The following is a 20305-nucleotide window of genomic DNA, read 5'->3' as shown; positions in this document are numbered from 1 at the left end:
TCGTTGTAAGCTTCTTTAGAAAAGTGCAGTCTCAAGCTCTCGTGTACGATAAAACCAAAAAGCTTATGACTTTTTGCATAAAGCATACCGCTAAATTGTTACTAATAAAATACAATACATGATGTATCAAGATACCACACTTCCCGCAATTGAGAGCGCGATGGATCGCGCCTACCAAGCTTTTTTGAAATACCGTAGCAAGTCGGCCAAAGAAAAGGCTTTGTTTATCAGGACCATTGCCGAAGAGCTAGAGCTACTTGGTGATGCCGTCATAGAAGTAGCGATGCGCGAAGCGCACTTGCCTTATGAGCGTTTGGTGGGAGAAAGAGGGCGTACTTGCTTTCAGCTGCGTCATGTGGCTGATGTACTTGAGGAAGGCTCGTGGTTGGAAGCGACGATTGACACGGCGCAGCCCGAAAGAACACCTTTACCCAAACCTGATGTGCGTAATATGCTAGTACCGATTGGGCCAGTGGTGGTGTTTGGAGCAAGCAATTTCCCCTTTGCTTATTCTACGGCGGGCGTAGATCCCGCAGCAGCGTGGGGGGCCGGCTGCTCAGTAGTGGTAAAAGCCCATCCTGCCCATCCCGAAACCTCCGCTATGGTAGCAGAAGCTATCAAGAAGGCTATCATTCGTACCGGAATGCCCGAAGGAGTATTTGAACACGTGTATGGGGCTAATTTTGAAGTGGGGAAAGCTTTAGTGATGCATCCTAAAACCGCCGCAGTAGGTTTTACAGGTTCGTATGGTGGGGGCAAAGCTTTGTTTGATTTGGCGAATCAACGACCCGTACCGATTCCGGTTTTCTCCGAAATGGGTAGCACCAATCCCGTATTTTTACTGCCTAATGCCCTAGGAAATGAGCCAGAAAAATATGCCAAGATGTATGCTGCCTCTATCACAGGTGGAATGGGGCAGTTTTGTACTAAACCGGGGCTTATCATAGGAATAGAAGGCGCAGGTTTGGATAAGTTTATGGAAGTATTGGCCGAAGAAATACGCCAAATACAGCCTTTAACGATGTTGCACGAAGGTATTGCCAAGGCTTTTCGGACAAAACGTAACGATGTACTTTCTCGGGAAGGCGTCACTCTAGCCTCAGAGAGCCAATGGCCCGCCGAAGTGTATGAGGGTATTCCGTCGGTAGCTTCTACTACCGCAGTGGAGTTTGTGAGCAATCCTACCTTGCATCAAGAAGTTTTTGGCCCTTTTGCTCTCCTTATCAAATGCCAAAATCTGGCCCAAATGAATGAAGTAATAAGTCATTTGGAAGGACAGCTTACTTGTACGGTAATAGCCAATGAAATTGATTTGATTCAGGCAGAAGGATTGTTGGAAAATATCAGTCTGCTTTGTGGTCGATTGATTCTTAATGGTGTTCCGACAGGCGTAGAAGTAGGGGCCGCTATGCAGCATGGTGGGCCATTTCCAGCTAGTACCGACGGGCGTTTTGGCTCGGTAGGAGCACGAGCCATAAAACGTTTTGTAAGGCCATTTGCTTTCCAAAATTTCCCCAATCACCTTTTGCCAGACGAACTAAAAAACGGTAATCCATTAAAGATTTGGCGGCTTGTTGATAATCAATGGACGAAAGACTAATGGGAACTATTATTGTTTTTCAAAAGTGTATTCGCCACCACTTGGCCCATTTAAACTTAGTTTTTTGTCATCAAGAATAACAACATTGAAAAGCGCCCCATTGAGGGAGGACATACATACTGCTCTGATGCGAAGTTGTGAAGGCATTAGCTCATAAGTGCCTCCTCCGCAGCCTAAAAAAGCATATTCAGCCGGAATTGTATTTTGATATCCTTCTCCAAACTCTCCATTTTTTGTAAAAGAAACGAAAACTCTTTTTGAATCGGGCACCACGACCGAGTTGCAAGTAGTAGAGCTTGTAGGAACACAATAGGAAACAAGTTTCCAGGTTCCTACAAGCTGATTGGAGGGGGCGTCTTCTTTACAAGCTACCAAAGAAAAAAATAATAAGAGTCCTAAGAGATTTTTCATACTATAAAGAAAGGTTTTAAATGCGGTGCAATGTTTAAATAATTTTTTGTGAACAAAAATCAGTTCTCTTTTAGCGGAGCCTGTCAAAGTATCAACATCCCATAAGACGTATTTGAGCCCTGTTTGGTTGTAAAGAATTAGTTAAAATCTATGTGTATTTGTAAGAAAACAAGAACGCTAATTTATTCTCTAAACCGTTCAATCAATAGAACTTACCGTTCTTGATAAGTTTTGTTATCTTCATCCCGAAAGCATTGATGTGCTGATAAATCTAGGTTACTTTTGCTTAGGTTTATGAATTCGAAATCTCTAAACTGTTAAACTCTTAAACTCTTAACCTTTATTTGAAATGATTACATTTATCGTAATTGTCGTTTTGGCCTTGTTGCTTGTATGGATGACCGTAAAAGTGGTACCTCAACAAACGGCTTTTGTTGTAGAACGACTCGGAAAATTTTATGGTGTCTTGCAGCCGGGTATCAATTGGGTAATTCCCTTTTTTGACCGGATTGCTTATAAACATAGTTTGAAAGAAAAAGCAATTGATATTCCCGAACAAATCTGTATCACTCGCGACAACGTTCAGGTGCGAGTAGATGGCGTTTTGTTTTTGCAAGTAGTTGATCCTCAACGGGCTTCTTACGGTATTTCTGATTATGTTTTTGGGGTAACTCAGCTAGCTCAAACCACCATGCGTTCGGAAATAGGAAAAATTGATTTGGACAAGACCTTTGAAGAACGTACTACTGTCAACCAAGCGGTAGTGCAAGCTATTGACGAAGCTGCCATAGGGTGGGGGGTAAAAATGCTGCGTTATGAAATCAAAAATATAACTCCGCCACAAAGCGTATTGCACGCTATGGAAAAGCAGATGCAGGCCGAGCGCGAGCGTAGGGCTTTGATTTTACAATCCGACGGTGAAAAAATGGCCGCCGTCAACATGGCTGAAGGACAAAAACAGAAAGTAGTATTGGAATCAGAAGCCCTCAAGACGCGTCAAATCAACGAAGCAGAGGGACAAGCGGCAGCCATTAAATCAGTAGCAGATGCTACGGCTGAGAGTATAAAAGTAGTAGCGGCGGCTATTCAAGAAAAAGGCGGTATGGACGCTGTACAGCTAAAAGTAGCGGAGCAGCTGGTGCAACAATTTGGTAATTTAGCCAAAAGCACCAATACCATGATTTTGCCGGCCAATTTCGGAGATATGTCTTCGATGATTGCGGCAGCAATGAGTGTGGTAAAGCAGCAACAAAAGTAGGTTGTTTGTCACCGAGTATTGCTTTGGCATCAGCAGGCAAAGTGCTGTAGGCATGTAGTCTGATTGATAGTGAAAGTGCAAACTTTTAACATTTGAAGAAAAATGGAAATTACGTCCACCCAAGTTTGGGTTATTATCGGAACCGCAATGTTGATTGCGGAACTGTTATCAATAACGTTTGTTTTTGCGTTTTTGAGCGTAGGGGCATTTGTGACCGCTATTTTGACTTGGGTAGGGCTGACTCCTACCATCAACGCTCAACTTTTTTGCTTTTCGATTGTATCAGTGATTTCATTATTTGCCCTACGTAAACCATTGAGAGGCCTTCTCAAACGGAACGATAAATCTCTCGAATATTCTGAATATGTGGGCGATAAAGCTACCGTAGTAGAGCGGATTCCGTCGGAAGGCGAAGGTAAGGTTTTTTATCGTGGTACAGAATGGATTGCTTTGGCCGAAAATCGTCAGGATATCCTTCCTGGACAGTTGGTTACTATCAAACAACTAGATGGTATTAAGCTGATAGTTGCCCAATAGACAATTGTATTCTAAAAACGACGAGCCACCATTGCTTTTCAATGGTGGCTCGTCGTTTTTTAGTTAGTAAAAATAAAAATGATTGTGATGTAGTAGTTTGTATATATAAGTTTATTTTACCAACAGCTAGGGCAATTGCGTCTCTTAGTGCCTTTTAAAGAGTTGTAGTTTTGCTCGAAAGCGCAGCGCTATTTTGAAAGACTTTCCCAATTTTACTCTTACTTAGCTTTATTAGTTATGCTTAGCCCTCTTCCCCAAATCCGTTGGTATCGCATTATTCCTATTGCTTTTATTACCTACAGTCTTGCTTATCTCGACAGAGCTAATTTTGGGTTTGCAGCGGCAGGAGGAATGAACGAAGACCTTCATATCTCAAAAGCAACTACCTCTTTACTTAGTTCTCTATTTTTTTTAGGATATTTCTTTTTCCAAATACCTGGAGCGCACTATGCTTCACATAAGAGTGCAAAAAAACTAATTTTCATTTCTCTGATTTTGTGGGGGAGTTTGGCCGCAGCTACGGGTATGGTAAGCAATGTACCTTCGTTGATAGTGATTCGGTTTATGCTTGGCGTAGTAGAAAGTGCCGTGATGCCTTCCATGCTTATTTTATTGAGTCAGTGGTTTACGAAAGAGGAGCGTTCGCGTGCCAATACCTTTTTAATCTTGGGTAATCCCGTTACGGTTTTGTGGATGTCGGTATTGTCGGGGTATCTTATTGAGTCTTTAGGCTGGCGATGGATGTTTATCATTCAAGGAGTGCCGGGTATCATTTGGGCTTTTGTGTGGTGGAAAATGATTGCCGAAACACCACGCGAAGCCACTTGGCTTTCGGAGGAAGAGAAAGGAGTGCTCGAACAACGTTTACAAAAAGAACAAGAATCCATAAAACCAGTCAAAAATTATGGGCAGGCGTTTCGGTCTAAAGCCGTTATTCTTTTATGTATTCATTATTTTTTATGGAGTTTGGGGGTATATGGGTTTGTGATGTGGCTCCCTTCTATCATTAAGTCAAGGCAAAATATGGACATTATCACCACGGGCTGGCTGTCGGCAGTGCCTTATATTTTGGCGATTGTAGGGATGTTTGGCGCTTCTTACTATTCTGATAAAACCCAAAATCGTAAACTTTTTATCTGGCCATTTTTGCTGATAGCAGCGGTATCTTTTGTAGGTGCTTATGGGTTGAAAGGTGAGTTCTTCTGGCTTTCTTATGCTTTGTTGGTATTGGCAGGAGGCGCTTTGTATGCACCTTATGGGCCGTTTTTTGCCCTTCTGACGGAGCTTTTACCTAAAAATGTCGTAGGAGGTGCTATCGGTTTAGTCAATAGTATGGGGGCTTTAGGGTCTTTTGTGGGGGCATATTTGGTAGGCTATCTCAATGGGCTTACGGGTTCTTTTTATGCTTCTTATATTTTGTTAGCTTTTGCGGTGTTGGTAGCTAGTGTACTGACTTTGATGGTAAGCAAGCCTCGGCAGTTGTCGTAGTGTAGCAAACTGCTATTTTGACCCTTCATTATGAAAGGTCAAAATAGAGAAATAACAGAGCAGCTTTATTCATTTCTAAGCACTTTGGCAGGATTAGTACGGGCAGCTTTGAGGGTTTGGGTTCCAATAAGTATACAAGCCAAAGCCACTACCATGACAAAACCTGTCATTAATTCACCCAAACCAATAGGCTGATGATAAGCAAATTTGACCAAGACTACTTTATCAAAGAAGAAGTAGGTAAGTGGCAAAGCAATGACCGCTGAAAGTATCAACAGGGCAATAAAACTTTTGCTTAAAAAGTAAATCAAAGAGGGTTCGTTTGCACCCATTACTTTTCGAATACTAATTTCTTTGAGTTTGGTTTCTGTCATAAACACTACCATCCCAAATAGCCCCATCGATGCAATAATGACTGCCAAAAAAGCCAAAAAGCCAATTACCTTTACCATGACCGAAAATTGTTGATAGGCTTCTTGGATTTGATCATCATAGAAGTGCGCTTCCAAGGGGTGGGTTTTGTCGATTCGCTTCCATGCCTCCTCAATGCGACTCATTGTAGAGGGTAAGTCTTGAGAATTGATTTTGAGGTTGAGATATCCCCCCGATTCTTCGGGTGAGTAGTGCATCATGAAAGGTTCAATTTTGCGCTCTACCGTACCATAGTGGAAATCTTTGAGGACGCCTACAATGGTGTATTTTTTACCATCCAGGGTTTTGATTTGCTCTCCCAAAGCTTTTGAAGGGTTTTGAGGAGTGATATCAAAACGGTTGAGAAGCTGTTGATTTACAATGATTTCGGTGCTATTGTTTTCGTGGGTATGGGATGTGAAATTTCGACCTGCTAGTAATCGATGTCCATGAAGAGGTAAATAGCGTTCATCCACAAAATTGAGTGCTACATTGGAAGAATCGGTGGGGCTTTGGTATTTAATCATCGTGCCATAAATACTCCCCAAACTCGTCACAAGCCGCGAAGTAGCAATGCCTTTCACGGCCGGAATTTCTGCCAATTCTTTGCGTAACAATTCGCTTTTGTTGCCTTGTAGTTTGATATTCAGGATGTTTTCGGTCGAAAATCCCAAGTCAAATACTAAAAAGCTTTTGTATTGATGATAACCTATGACAGTAGTTGTGATAAAAATCAACGACAGTGTGTACTGAACTACAATGAGGCTCTTGCGCAAATTGACTCGACGGAAAAGTTGAATTGAAGAGGTTCCTTTCAAAACTTGTAGAGCTTTGAGTCGTGAAAAAAACAACGCTGGCAAAAAACCGGCAACGATGCCCACACTCATTGAAAAAACAATAAAATACCCAATAAGTTTGAGTGAAATTCTGAGCGATACGAGGTTGTCTAGGTGAGGATTCAACGATAAAAATTGCTCCCTCAACACCAAAAAGAGTAAAAAAGAAAATATGAAAGCAAGCAGTGAAATAATAACGGACTCAATGATAAATTGCCCTAAAACCTGACCTCTTAAAGCTCCCATAACTTTGCGTACACCTACTTCGCGCGAGCGACGCAACGAACGTGCAATCGACAGGTTGGTATAATTGAAACAGGCCGACAGAATAACGACTATTACTAACCCTCCTAGTATCCATATGGCCATTTGATGAATGGTAGGGCCGATAGCGTTTTCCAGATTATTGCCTACCACGATTTTCGTCAAAGGTTGGGCTGATAGTTCAATCTGTAAGTCTTTCAGTTGTTTGTTTTGGGTGGTGCAGAGTTTATTTAGGTTGGTTTGTAAGGTCTGTAGATGACCGTTTTCTGGAAGTAACACATAGGCATAATTTGAATAAACATTATCCCAATTCAAAAAATGACCATCGGAATCAGCATTTCTCAAATCTATACTCGCAAATGATACCAATGCATCAAAGCGAAGGTGGGAGAGCTTGGGAATATCTTCCATAATACCTGTGATGGTATAATTAGTGGTATCGAAGCGAATACTTTTGCCCAAAACATCGCTATGGCCAAAGAGTTTATGAGCAGTTTTTTCGGGCAATATTATTGAGTAAGGATTACGTAAAGCTGTGGTAGGATTGCCTGCCCGCAACGTAAATGAAAATACTTTAAAAAATGAAGAATCAGCCCACAAACCTCCTATTGGTACAATGCTCTCCCCGACTTGGGCGTCGCCACCGAAGCCCCGTCGTAAGAGCGTCACACTCTCAATGTTGGGAAAAGATTCTTTGATTTTTTTGCCTGCCAATACCGAGCTTGAAGCCAAATCTATATCGGCATTTCCCTTGGGATGTAGCGTGGTAATGATGCGATAAATCCGAGATTTCTTCGCATGAAAATCATCATAAGAATGTAAATCACTCAAAAGTGAAATCATCAAAAGTCCTACCGACATACTGATGGCAAGGCCGACTACATTGATGAAAGAAAAGAGTTTGGTTCGAGACAAACTACGAATCGAGGTTTTAAAATAGCTGTTAATCATGATATAATTGATAAATAAAAGGTGAAACTCAGGGGTACGTAGCGTATAAGAACGAATAAATTTGAGGACATCTACCCAATAAATAAGACAAGCATACCAAAGCCCGTGCTTGCGTAGATTTCGTTCAAAAAACTCATTGAGGTCGCCTTGTAAATCTTCGGCGAGTTCGGGCCGGCAATACCACAAAAGGAGCCTTTGCGCCCAGCGAGGTGGGCTAGGTGGTAGAGAATTATTCATAACGCTCCGCCTAAATGAAGGTCAGGAATAATCCGCCAAAGCCCTTCACGAATGTCGCGAGCGTGGGTAAGGGCGATTTTTCCAACTTGTGTTACTTCATAATAACGTTTACGTTTACCGCCGCGTGCGTTGGTGGCTTCTCCTAAGTAGCTCTTTGCTAATCCTTTCTCTTCTAGTCGGTTGAGTACGGCATGAACCACCCCGAGTTTGGTGGTGCGTCCAGTATGTTTTTCTAATTCATCACAAATCGCCACGCTGTATGCTTCGCTGCTAAGGGCAGCAATGGTCAATAAAACTAACTCTTCAAATTCGCCTAAATGCGTTCCTTTCATAAAATAGGTGTATTTATTGTGTAAATGTATGTAAAATAAAAATTATTTATTCGTTATTTGTATGTAAAATATTTTTTAAAACTTTAATTTCTATAATAAATTTCTACTACTAGCTTTATAACCTATAAACGAAGAGGGAGGAAAGAAGTAATTTTAAAAACAAGCAGATGACACAAGAACAAACCGCCATACGGGCTACTTATTTCAGTATTGTAGGCAATGCTCTTTTAGCAGCTCTCAAAGGGCTAGCAGGTTTTTTTGGGAATTCTTATGCTTTGATTGCGGATGCTATCGAATCTACCGCAGATATATTTTCGTCAATATTGGTGCTTTTTGGTCTAAAATACGCCAATCGACCTGCCGATCAAAATCACCCTTATGGACATGGGCGAGTAGAACCTTTGATTACATTTGTGGTAGTTGGGTTTTTGATTACTTCTGCTACCATCATTGCGTATGAAAGTATCCAAAATATCCAAACACCCCACGAACTGCCCAAGGCTTGGACTTTGTTTGTGTTGGGCGGAATTATCATTTGGAAAGAAATTTCGTTTCAGATTGTACTTAAAAAAAGCAAAGAAACCAATAGCTCTTCCCTCAAAGCCGATGCGTGGCATCATCGTAGCGACGCTATTACGTCGGTGACGGCCTTTGGGGGGATTACGATAGCATTGATATTCGGAAAAGGTTACGAAACCGCTGATGATTGGGCTGCTCTTTTTGCCTCGGGTTTTATTTTATATAATAGCTACCTTATTTTTCGTCCTGCTTTAGGCGAAATCATGGACGAGCATGTTTATGACGACCTGGTAGAGGAGATAAGACAAATTGCGCTAACAGTTGACGGAGTACTTTATACCGAAAAATGTTTTATTCGGAAAGCGGGACTGAAATACCATGTGGACTTACACGCCACCGTCAAAGGAGACTTGACGGTAAGGCGAGGACACGAGATTGCGCATCAACTCAAAAATACTTTAAGGAGTCAATTACCTCAGTTGGGGCATGTCCTGATTCATATTGAGCCAGACAATATGTAGTTTTCTCATGCTATAAAGGGGCGAGCTTTTATAAAATTAAGGTTTTTGCTTAATCAAGGCTCTTAAAGCTGTTTCATTATGAAAACCCGTCTGACGAGTGAGGAGTTTTCCATTTTCAAAAAGGAGCAATGTAGGCAACTCGTCTACTTTGTAAGTGGCCATGAAAGGTTTTTCGGTGTCAGCATTGAGTTTGACTATCTTGACAGTAGAGGCCATTTCGGTCGAGAGTTTGTCAATAATCGGTGCCATTTTTTTGCAGGGGCCGCACCAAGGCGCATACACATCTACAAGCACCAAAGAGCGGGCATGAAGAAGGCTGTCAAACCGGGTTTCGGGCCATTCTGGTTGGGCGTTTGATTTTGAAACCCCTTCGACTGGCATCATACGCGAAGCCCACTTCAAATATCCCCCCTGTAAATCTAGTACATTGGTGTAGCCAAGTTTGCGGAGTTTGGCCATAGCCGTGCTACTGCGTCCACCCGACAAGCAATACACAAAAATGGGTTGAGTTTTGTCTAAATTAGCAAGGCTTTTGGTGAAATCCTTGCTTTGGGAGTCGATATTGATAGCTCCGGGCAAATGCCCATCGCCAAATTCCTTGGGTGTTCTTACATCAATAAGTTGTGGATGAGGATATTGCTTTAGTTGTACCGCAAAGGTATCTACCGAGACCGTTTGTGATTTGACAATAAAGTGAAGAAAGATAAATACTAAAGACCAACTGTATTTCATGGTTTGCGAAGCTTGATGTGGCTCGCAATTTACGATTTATTTGTGGAATGTTTGGGGCAAATATGGCTTGTAAAAGAGATAGAGGATTTCACTTTTTGGGGAATAAATAGATAGCCTCTATCTCTTTTGTGACAACATAAACCTAGCGTCCTTGTTTCTTTTCCGCAAAAAGTTCTTCCCACGTCCAAGGTTTAGATCTATTGCCATTTTTTTCCCGAATAGCCTTTACTTGTTCGGGTTTTACGATTACAAAATTGTTGAGGTAGCCTTCTGATATTTGTGGAAAACTCTGCATACACAAGTCAAAGCGGACATAAGTTAAGACGGAAGCAATCCACTCATCGCTGTTGGTTCCCATAGGAGGCATCAATTCATGATAGGTGACACCATCTACGGGCCCAGTCAACCCATGTAGCATGATTTTGATGACCTCATTGCGATTTTCGAGCAGTTTAAATTTACCAGCCAAATGCGGAGCGGTCTTAGCAGGGGAACCTTCGCCATAGAGCCCATGACAAGTAGCGCACAAGGATTGAAAAATCTGTTTTCCTTCTACTACGCGTTGTCGGTCGGTTGGGTTTAAGGCATACAACCGCCCACTGCCTATTTTTTTAGATTCTTCGGTTTTTTGCAACGTATTTTTAATGCCTATTAGTAACTCATTGTTGGGGTGCTTGCCCAAAATGGCATTGGCGATTTCGGTAGCTTTTGGTGTTTTGCTGAGAGAAATAGAGGTGAGCAATTGCGCTAGTACATCATAGCTTTCGTCATTTTGGAGCCATGATAATTTTTCCAAAATTTGAGGGTCATTTTTTTTGATAAGCGACTCACTTGCCCACACGGCCATTTTGCGTATTTCGGGGTTTGGGTCAGTTAAAAGCTTCACTAAAAGCGATTTGTCAAGTGTGCTTAGTCCTTCCAGTGTCCATAGTGCATGTATTCGTGCCAAATCGGAAGGTGTTTTTGTAAGAATACTTTTTTGACCTAATGCTATTTGTTGGAGGAGGGGAGTTACCGATTTATCATTTCTGATAATGATTTCCCTTTGGGCATTGTCGCGCCACCAGCCATTGGGATGATTGAGATGATGGATGAGTTTTTGAGTCGATTCGCTCAGCATTTTGGGTGCTTTTTCGGGACTTATGCCATCATATACAAGCCGATAGATACGTCCTCGCTGAATGTTTTTGTCAAGCCCTTTCGATTTGATTTGGTCATAAAGATAGCTTCCGGGCTGTGCCCATGTAGATTCTTGAATAATACCTCGGTACATATCCAAAATATACAAACAGCCATCAGGACCAGTGTAGGTATTGATGGGGCGAAAGTTCATGTCGGTAGAGGATACAAACTCATCTTCCTGATAAACGTTTGAAAGAAAGATTTTTCCGTTTCGATTCTCAATGTTGGCTCTCCTTATGACTCGTGCTACGGGTTCGGCAGCAATATAATCTCCCTGAATACTTTTGGAAAGACGGTCGCCCCTGAAGACTGATTGTCCACAAATAGAAGTAAAAGTAGCCATCGTACTATCGGGACGCAGGGTTTTAGGCCCTCCATTGACATCGGGGGTTTTGATAGTAGACCAGACTTGGCTAAAATCTTTTTCGAGGGCATCGGCAAAATCAAGCAATCCATAGCTAGGATTTATCTGAAAACCTGATGCTGCCACACCTGCGGCCGCTCGGCTAAAATACACTCGCCCATAATCATCGTGAGTAAGCCCCCACTGACCCGCAGGATTGGGCAGTGTATCGGCTTGGAGACGTCCGTTTTTATAACGATACCGAATAGGGTCGATAGTTTCATAAATCCAGTTGTCGAGGTTCCAATCTAGGCCACTTCGTTGGTGCTCCACATTCCCGAAGGCTTGGCGTTTGTTTTCATATACTACCCTTTTCTTATCCGCTTTGCCGTCGCCGTTGGTATCGCTATAAGCGTAGATATTGTAAGTATTGGTTTCGTTGACAAACAACTCCTTGCCTACGGTCAATATCGCCCTCGGTAGTAAAAGTTTGTCAAGAAAAACGGTGCTTTTGTCCATTTTACCATCACCATCAGTATCTTCCAAACGCATGATTCGACTGTGGGGTTGGTCCTGTCCATCGGCCAATACAGTTTGCATGTAAGTTTCCATCTGAGCTACATACAAGCGCCCGTCGCCGTCCCAAGCCAATGCCACTGGCTCCGAAATCATGGGTTCACTTGCTACTAATTCCAATTTATAACCCTTGGGTACTCTAAAGGTTTTCATGCTCTCTTCGGGTGAAAGGGGCACGGTATTGGGGGTTTGACTTACGGTGCGGGGAGTATCAAAAGGGTCTTCTGACGATGTGCTTGAAGTACGACTCATGTCATGATAAGCCGTCAGGAAAAGAATTGAAAACGAGCTTAATATGAAAATATTCCAAAATGTACGTTTCATAAGAAATGCAAGAAATAGATGGATGAAAGTTTCGTTAGGGCAATTCTTGAATGACAATATCTTTGTACGCTACTTGGGTATGTCCTGCGCCGTGGATTTGTAGCGCAATCAGGCCCGATTGAGGAATGCTATCATCTTTTTCGGTATAATCTACGGTTTGGTGTCCATTGACATACAAACGAATGCGACGTTTTTCGGCTCGTATTTCGTAGGTATTCCAGTCATTGGGTTTCACCCATTTTGTGACCAGAGCCGAATCGGGCTGTACTAGAGTGACGTTACGTCGTGATTCATCATAGAGACTTCCCCAATATTTGGGGCCCCAATCAGCCTGATAACCAGTCATTTCGTAGGCGGGTTTGGTCAGTCTTTCGCTTCTAAACTGAATGCCTCCATTCACAAATCCTTGAGTACCAGTTAGTTTTACTTTAAGATGTAAAATGAAATTTTCATAACGACGTGTAGTACAAAGAAAATCGTTGTGGGGCACATTCTGTCCTGCTTTGCCTGCGGCGATTGTGCCGTTTTCGATACGCCACGTATGCAGGGTGTCACCTTCCCAACCGTTGAAGGTTTTTCCGTCAAAAATGGATACTTTTTTGGAAGGATATCCTCCCCAAAAACCTATCACAAGGCTCATCAAAATTGCGAATCTTATCATATCATGTGGTTTGAAAAGGGCTTGCTTCTTCAAAAGAAGCAAGCCCTTTAGTGAGTGCTAGTAACCAGGGTTTTGTTTTAATTCAGGATTAATGATGATTTCACTTACCGGGATTGGATAAAGCAAATCTCTTTCACTGACATTAAAAGCCGTTGTAATAGGCGCACTACCCGTGGGATAGTAATATGCTTGAGGATTGGCCTTTACCTTGGTACTAATCGCCGACATTAGCGTTACTGCCTGACCTGTCCGTACCAAATCGCGCCAGCGTTTATTTTCGAATGCTAACTCGATTTGTCTTTCTTTCAGGATTTTAGCTCTCAAATCGGCCTGACTTGTGCTCGTCAAATCTGACAAACCAGCACGCTTACGTACTTGATTGAGATAGCCCACTGCATCGCTCACCCGATTTTGTTCGTTGGCTACTTCGGCAAGCATCAACAACACTTCGGCATAGCGATAAATAGGCCCATTTTCGGCAGTTTGTCCATACACGCCGTGTGGATGTAGGTATTTTTTGATGTAAGGTGTTCGGTCGTATTTGATTCCTATCAAGGGAGAAGTACCCGTATAAAAGCCGATAGATGCCGCAAAGCGTTGGTCTTTGATCGTATCTTCATAAGCGGCGAGCAAATCAGGCGTAGGCACATTAAACCCTCCGTAAGTCTGCTGAGTAGCAGGCTTTACCCCTGTAATGACCGAAGGGTCGGACAAGATAGGAATAAATAAGTAAGGCAAGGCATTAAAAATCGTTTGTGAAGTTCCTTCGGCGTATTGAACATCAAAAATCATTTCGCTATTGCCCTTATTGGTAGGTTTGAATATATCACCGTAGTTAGGCAAAAGACTATAGCCTAGTGTCGTGACGGTTTTGAGTGCGGTTTCGGCCTCCGCCCAAGCTTTCTGATTGATATAAGCATCGGCCAAGAGGGTATAAGCTGCTCCCGCAGTGGCTCGCCCTACAGCCGCAGCTTTGGCAGGGAGTAGTTTTGTGGCTTCGGAAGCATCAGCTACGATTTGCTTATAGATAGCCGCTACTTCAGCTCGGGGTTGAAAGGTCTCTTTGTAAGAAGTAGCTGGTTGGAGAAAAAGCGGCACTCCGCCAAAATTTTTCACCAAATCAAAATAAGCAAATGCCCGCAAAAAAAGAGCTTGCCCTTTTAGGTTGTTTTTGACGGAAGTCTCAAAACTTGCTTCTTCCATTTTACTCAATACCTGATTGGCTCGGGAGATAATGAGATAATTGTTGGTCCATTTTCCCAGAGTATAGGTGTTGTTGGTCTCAACCGTAAAAGTAGCGGGGTCTTCTTGCTGTTTTCCTCCGCGTTGGGCGATATTATAAATAAAAAAGGTATTGTCAGAACGCATTTCGTTCAGTATCCAATCTTGATTATAAAGACCTTGAAGGGGTGCATAAATCCCGCCTACGGCCTGTTCAAAATCGGCTTGAGTACGAAAAAAACTATCGGAAGATAAGGACGTTTCGGGAGCAATATCCAAAAAATTATCACAGGCACTCAGCATACAAAACAAAATACCTATGGCGATGAGTCTGATTTTCATAGTGCTTCTTTTTAGAATCCAAGGTTAAGGCCAAAACTGATTGTGCGTGGTACAGGATACGAACCTTCATCGACTCCGGGAGAGTTGCCGCTCGATACATTTCGAGTGTTGACCTCAGGGTTGCCCGGATATTTGCTAATGACCCACGCATTCTGAATGCTGCTATACACGCGTAAGTTGCGGATAGTACGGCTATTAAGTGGAATATTATAACCTACCGTAATGTTTTTGAACGAAACAAAACTACCGTCTTTGAGGTAGCGTGTACTCCAGCGGTCGCGCTCAAGATAGGTCGTTCCTTGCTGTACGCTGCCATATTTGCCCACGCCAGGGTCAGAAGGAGATTTCCAGCGGTCTTTTACTTCTGCCAATACGTTGAAAGGACCATCAAGATTGGTGAGCCAGTTTTCGTAATGGCTCAATATTTGATTGCCGTAGTTGCCCGTAATTGTAAGTCCGAGGTCAAAGTTTCCATAATGTATTTGGTTGGTTAGCCCAAAGATAAACTTCGGCCACGGGGTGCCAATAGTGGTATAATCTTCGGGAAAAGTAATCTTTCCGTCGCCGTTTAAGTCTTTGTATTTGATAGTACCTACTTGAGAATCAGCGTATTTGGGAGAGGTGTTGAATTCTTCCTGATTTTTATAAACCCCATCCCAAACCGCTCCATAAAACAGTCCCACTGGCGAACCTATTTGTGAAATATGACTGAAAAAACCATAACTAGACATTCCTTGGTAAATAGCCGTTGTTTTTTCGGTAGATAGTTTTTCTACTCGATTGCGGTCAAACGACATATTGAGGGAGGTATTCCAGCTAAAGTGCTCATTGTGAATATTGGTGGTATTGATGCCTATTTCGTGACCCCAAAATTTCAATTCGCCGATATTGGTCTGAATACTGCTAAAACCAGAAGAAACCGGAACTGAGACATTGTAAAGCAAATTGCTGGAGATGGTACGATAATAGTTATACGTTATTTGGAAACGGTCGTTCAGAAGATATACATCTGCCCCAATGTTAAATTGCTTCTTGCGCTCCCATCCTAGATTGTTGTCACCTAGGTTGTTGGCTGCTCTGCCCTGAAACATAGAATTCCCGAAAGCATAAAAGACCGACCCGACCGTTGACCGAAATGAATAATTACCGATTTCAAAGTTTCCTGTGATTCCGTAGCTCGCTCTTAACTTCAAAAATGAAACGGGTGTCAGGGTCCAGAAGGGTTCTTTTGAAACAATCCATCCAACTGATACAGAAGGAAAATTTCCCCAACGATTGTTTGGGCCAAACCGCGAAGAACCATCACGCCGTACCGACGCCGTCAGTAGATACTTACTTTTGTAATTGTAATTAAGACGGGCTAAGTAAGAAAGCAAAGCCCATTCTTGTACATTGCTCGTCACTACCACCCTACCTGCGGCACTTACCGCTTGGATTTTATCATCGGGGTAGTTGGTGCCCGAAATCACGTTGTTGTCACTCCGAAAACGTTGCGCCGTGAAATCTACCAAGGCATCAATTTGATGTCCTTCAAATTCAGTTTGATACGTCAACGAGTTCTCATTCACCCAGTTGTACATGTTGGTAGTATTGTCAGAGCCACTCGGAATCCGTGGCGGAGGTGTAAACAAAACCCCAATCGTTGAAGGATTAAACTGAAAGATGTTGTTGTTGCTCAACTGCACATTGGCGGTTGTTTTGGCTTTCAATCCTTTGATGATTTCGTATTCAACATAGGCATTGGAGAGCAACGAATGCGTTTTGTTGCGATATACTTTTTCTTGGGCCACTCTTAGCCAATTAGGATTGCCAAAAGAGGCAGGGTCGGAAGCGGTAAGGGCGAGGCTCCCGTCGGCATTGTAAGGACTGGCTAATGGGCTAGTCGCCAATGCTCCCGAAATGATGTTTTCGGTACCATAAGGTCCGCCGTCGGTAGCAAAATTGGTATTAGAAGCGAAGTTGGGAGCTAGGTTGAATCCAATTTTTACTTTTTCACTAGGGGTAAAAAGGGAATTGACGCGTAATGAAAGTCGCTGAAAACCCGTCCCTACCACTACGCCTTCTTCTTTGAAATACCCCCCTGTGACCGATGTTAAAAAGTTTTTGGTACCCGAACTAATGGAAAGGTTGTGGCTTTGAATAGCACCTGTGCGGGTCACTACATCGTACCAATCAGTACCTTTTCCGGCATACTGAGCGGGATTCTGAAAAGCTGGATTAACTGCACGCCCGTTGGATTCGGCTATTTCTTTCTGAAACTGAGCATATTCTTCAGCATTCATCATTTTCAATCTGCGGGCCTCTGGTATTTGAGTAAAGCCATAATAAGAACTAAAATCAATGAGGGTTTTTCCAGCTTTGGCTTTTTTGGTTTGAATTAACACTACTCCATTGCCCGCTCTCGAACCATAAAGCGACGACGCTGCCGCGTCTTTCAACACACTGATACTTTCGATTTCGTTGGGATTGATGGTATTGATATCGCCCGTAATCGGCATTCCATCAACTACATATAGCGGGTTAGCACCTGCCGTAATTGACACGGATCCTCTCACTTTGATGTTCATTCCTTCGCCAGGGCGTCCGCTTACTTGGTCAATGCGCACCCCTACTAGCTTACCTTGTAGCATCTGTGCGACTTGGGCAACTGGCGGGTCGCGAAGTTCTTTGGCAGAAGCCGTCGCAATCGCCCCCGTAATATCTTCTTTTTGCTGGGTACCATACCCTACTACCACCACTTCAGTGAGCGCCTTTTCGTCTGGAAGGAGCTGAATATCAAGTGCTGTTCTGTTTTCGATGAGTGCTTCTCGACTTACATATCCTACATACGAAAATACCAAAGTCGTAGGAGCGTCTCCTAGGATGAGTTTATACTTACCGTTGGCGTCGGTACTTGTTCCTTGTTGAGTACCTTTTACCAAAACACTTACTCCGGGTAAACCCTGACCTCGTTCGTCGGAGACGGTGCCAGTAATCGTTTTTTCAAACAACCACATTTCGGGTTCGGGTTTTCTTTCTACTTCCAGAAAACTTTGTTTGGTCTCTTTGGTCAAAATAATGTATTTACCAGAGGTAGTGTACACGAGCCGAAGAGGTTTCAGCAGTTTCTCCAAAACCGCCGAGAGACGTTCGTTTTTAACAACAAGGTTGATTTTTTCTCCCTTCGGTAAAAGGGCAGGTTCGTAGCTAAATTTAACCTTTGCTGATTTTTCTACAAATTGTAGCGCCGTTTGGACATCTTTGCTTATGATTTCTACGGAAACAGGGCGTTCCAAAATTTCCTGCGCATTACTGTCTTTGGCGATGCTTATTCCAAAGCTCACCATTGCCACTAATATATGAAAACAGGAAAATTTAAGCATAGCAATAACAGTTTCGACGATGAGTCGATGTTTTTTCATACCTTTGAATGTTTTGTTGTTTACTTGATTAAATCAGTGAGCAAAACATCCCCTTATCCGGCCAAAGATGTAGGGGGACGTCTTTCGGCCGGTAGTGTTCCTACGCTACCGGCCTCTTGTTTTAGTAGGTTTTTTATTGCATCAATTAGAGGGTTTTGGGTTAGCAAAAAATTTACTTTTTCTTCTCAATAAGCACTTTTGCGTCTACAATTTGATACGACAAATCCATTGTATTACAGATAATCATTAGTTTTTCTTGCAAAGACTCATCGTCAAAACTTACTTTAAGTGAGCGATTTACGACCAAGTCAGCATCATATACAATCTCTACGCCATAAGCTTTTTCAAGTACCCCAAACACTTCTGCGAGGGGTTTGTTGTCGAAGTCAAACATGTTGCTTTCTTTGGAAGTCAACAAGATTGGTTGTTCGACTAGAGTCTTATTAAATTGTTCTTGTTTGCGCGAAAACACTGCTTGTTGATTGGGCGTAAGCACTACTCCTGCCGCCACGCTGTTTTGGGGGGATTTGTCAAAGTCTTTTTTCGGGAAAACAGACACCTTGCCTGATTTTACTGCCACAATCACCTCACTATCATGCTGATAAGCGCTAATGGTAAAGCTTGTGCCTAATACTTTCGTGACGGTTTCGTTGGCATAAATTAAAAAAGGACGGTCGGGATTTCGGGTAATATCAAAAAAAGCTTTACCACTCAAATGCACAATCCGGCTCGACGGACCAAATTTTTTAGGATAAATCAAACGGCTATTTTTTTCTAAAGTCACCAAACTCCCGTCTTCCAAATAGAGCGTCATCGTTTTTTGTTGGGTATTGACGCGTTCGGTATATAAAGTGCTGTCTTGCTGAGAAGAAAGTGGTGAATTTAAACTTACTTGTTTGGGTGAGTGACGTAGCCACCACACACTAGCCGATATCACTATCAGCATAGATACGGCGGCAGCAGCCATGTACCAGCGGGAGGTTTGGAGCCAAAATACTTTTTGCTTGGGCTGTGTTCGCTCTTGTACATTGTCCCAAATCGACTCTGCTAATTCTGGGTCATCGGTCAAAGATGATTCGTTTTGTAAATCTAATACAAGTTGGCGGGCTGCTAAAATAACGTCTGTCTGGTGAGGGTTTGATTCAAGATAAGACTCCCAAAAAGCGCGGACAGAAGAATCCTTGCCGCTTACCCAGCGGCGGAAAGATTCATCAAAAGCAAAATCTTCAATTTCAAATCGGGAATAGTCCTTATCCATGAATATTTGGTGTTTTCTATAGCCCAGTGCAGAAAACCCCGACTTTTAATCCATTTTTTGAAGAATTTTTTTAAAATTTTAATAGAAAAGAAATCACGGCCGATAATTGCATCAAATCGCGGAGAGTTTTGAGTCCTGTGTAGATAAATTTACAAGCCGACTGATAGCCCACTCCCATGATATGAGCTACTTCTTCGTTGTTCATTTCTTGGAAATAACGTAAATGAATGGCCTCGCGTTGACGTTTAGGGAGGAGTTGGAGTGCGTTAGTGAGTTTCAGAGCTTGTTGGGTAGCGATTTCGTCTGCTAGAAGTTTTGTTTCAAAATTATCATCACTTGCCTCAATATCTATTTCCTGAATATCTTGGATAGGGGTGAGCTGTAAGGTGCGAAGAAGCTTATAACGCAACGACTTCAACAAATAATATTTGATAGAGGAGGCGTCGGTGAGTCGCTCGCGACTTTCCCATAATTCTATAAACAAGTCTTGAATACAGTCTTGAATTAGGCTACGATTAGAAGTGATTTTGTATCCATAACTAATCAATGGATTGATATGCTTTCGGTAGATAAGCTCAAACGCTTCTCGGTCGCCTTGTTTGAAAGCGAGCCAAAGCCCTTGCTCGTCGGATGACTGACTATCTGCTAGGTTTGTATCTTCCATTGTTGTTTTATGGGAATGCGAACTCCCCACAAAAATAGGAAACTTGGATATTGTTTTGAAATATTAGTAATAAAAGTAGAGGGATTTTGATTGCTGTAAAGAATGGATAGGCGGATGATTGGCGACTAAACGCCAATCATACCAAAATCAACGATTAATAGTGTGTCTAAAATCGTTTGCATTTTAAAGGATACGGAGAAGATTGGAATGGCTAAAATACCCAATAGACAGCAATG

General features: G+C 42.5%; 15 protein-coding genes. 5 read left to right on the top strand and 10 right to left on the bottom strand.

The features are described from left to right. Positions 1–118 precede the first annotated feature (118 nt). Complete coding sequence (locus tag P1X15_RS08190) at positions 119–1600, top strand: aldehyde dehydrogenase (NADP(+)) (protein ID WP_277337662.1); 1482 nt, start codon at positions 119–121, stop codon at positions 1598–1600. 9 nt (positions 1601–1609) lie between these two features. Here P1X15_RS08190 and P1X15_RS08185 read toward each other — a convergent pair whose 3' ends face one another. Continuing rightward, entirely contained in the window at positions 1610–2011 is a 402-nt protein-coding gene (locus P1X15_RS08185) for a hypothetical protein (RefSeq protein WP_277337661.1), read from the bottom strand. 349 nt (positions 2012–2360) lie between these two features. Here P1X15_RS08185 and P1X15_RS08180 point away from each other — a divergent pair, with 349 nt between their 5' ends. The 3 genes from P1X15_RS08180 to P1X15_RS08170 all read left to right on the top strand — a co-directional run bounded on the left by P1X15_RS08180 (position 2361) and on the right by P1X15_RS08170 (position 5294). Continuing rightward, on the top strand, positions 2361–3269 hold the full coding sequence (locus P1X15_RS08180) for an SPFH domain-containing protein (protein WP_277337660.1): 909 nt from the start codon (positions 2361–2363) through the stop codon (positions 3267–3269). Positions 3270–3371: 102 nt separating this feature from the next. Further along, on the top strand, positions 3372–3806 hold the full coding sequence (locus P1X15_RS08175; protein ID WP_277337659.1) for an NfeD family protein: 435 nt from the start codon (positions 3372–3374) through the stop codon (positions 3804–3806). A 237-nt stretch (positions 3807–4043) separates the two neighbouring features. Continuing rightward, complete coding sequence (locus P1X15_RS08170; RefSeq protein WP_277337658.1) at positions 4044–5294, top strand: MFS transporter; 1251 nt, start codon at positions 4044–4046, stop codon at positions 5292–5294. Between the two features lie 65 nt (positions 5295–5359). On the opposite strand, the gene P1X15_RS08165 is transcribed toward P1X15_RS08170, so the two are convergent. Next, positions 5360–7993 (bottom strand): ABC transporter permease, encoded by a 2634-nt coding sequence (locus tag P1X15_RS08165; RefSeq protein ID WP_277337657.1) that lies wholly within the window; start codon positions 7991–7993, stop codon positions 5360–5362. Continuing rightward, a complete protein-coding gene (locus tag P1X15_RS08160; RefSeq protein ID WP_277337656.1) occupies positions 7990–8325 on the bottom strand; it encodes a PadR family transcriptional regulator in 336 nt (111 codons plus the stop codon). The genes P1X15_RS08165 and P1X15_RS08160 overlap by 4 nt, the downstream gene beginning before the upstream one ends. 167 nt (positions 8326–8492) lie before the next feature. On the opposite strand from P1X15_RS08160, the gene P1X15_RS08155 reads away from it, so the two are divergent. Beyond that, positions 8493–9365 carry a cation diffusion facilitator family transporter gene (locus tag P1X15_RS08155; protein ID WP_277337655.1) on the top strand — a complete coding sequence of 291 codons (873 nt, stop codon included), beginning with the start codon at positions 8493–8495 and terminating at the stop codon, positions 9363–9365. A gap of 36 nt (positions 9366–9401) precedes the next feature. Here the strand turns inward: P1X15_RS08155 and trxA are convergent, their stop codons facing one another. The 7 genes from trxA to P1X15_RS08120 form a co-directional block, all read right to left on the bottom strand. Continuing rightward, complete coding sequence (trxA, locus tag P1X15_RS08150) at positions 9402–10097, bottom strand: thioredoxin (protein ID WP_277337654.1); 696 nt, start codon at positions 10095–10097, stop codon at positions 9402–9404. 142 nt (positions 10098–10239) lie between these two features. Continuing rightward, a complete protein-coding gene (locus P1X15_RS08145; protein ID WP_277337653.1) occupies positions 10240–12522 on the bottom strand; it encodes a c-type cytochrome in 2283 nt (760 codons plus the stop codon). Positions 12523–12556: 34 nt separating this feature from the next. Then, positions 12557–13183, bottom strand: a complete 627-nt coding sequence (locus P1X15_RS08140) for a DUF1080 domain-containing protein (RefSeq protein ID WP_277337652.1) — start codon at positions 13181–13183, stop codon at positions 12557–12559. A gap of 57 nt (positions 13184–13240) precedes the next feature. Then, complete coding sequence (locus P1X15_RS08135) at positions 13241–14746, bottom strand: RagB/SusD family nutrient uptake outer membrane protein (protein WP_277337651.1); 1506 nt, start codon at positions 14744–14746, stop codon at positions 13241–13243. 11 nt (positions 14747–14757) lie between these two features. Further along, positions 14758–18147, bottom strand: a complete 3390-nt coding sequence (locus tag P1X15_RS08130; protein ID WP_277337650.1) for a TonB-dependent receptor — start codon at positions 18145–18147, stop codon at positions 14758–14760. A gap of 172 nt (positions 18148–18319) precedes the next feature. Continuing rightward, the gene (locus P1X15_RS08125) at positions 18320–19405 is read right to left on the bottom strand and encodes a FecR family protein (RefSeq protein WP_277337649.1); all 1086 of its coding nucleotides are present in this window, start codon (positions 19403–19405) and stop codon (positions 18320–18322) included. A 70-nt stretch (positions 19406–19475) separates the two neighbouring features. After that, the gene (locus P1X15_RS08120; RefSeq protein ID WP_277337648.1) at positions 19476–20069 is read right to left on the bottom strand and encodes an RNA polymerase sigma factor; all 594 of its coding nucleotides are present in this window, start codon (positions 20067–20069) and stop codon (positions 19476–19478) included. Positions 20070–20305 lie beyond the last annotated feature (236 nt).

Source organism: Runella sp. MFBS21 (assembly GCF_029433105.1).
GTDB lineage: Bacteria > Bacteroidota > Bacteroidia > Cytophagales > Spirosomataceae > Runella.
The sequence above is the reverse complement of the archived record's forward strand: the minus strand, read 5'-3'. Positions and strand labels throughout refer to the sequence as shown.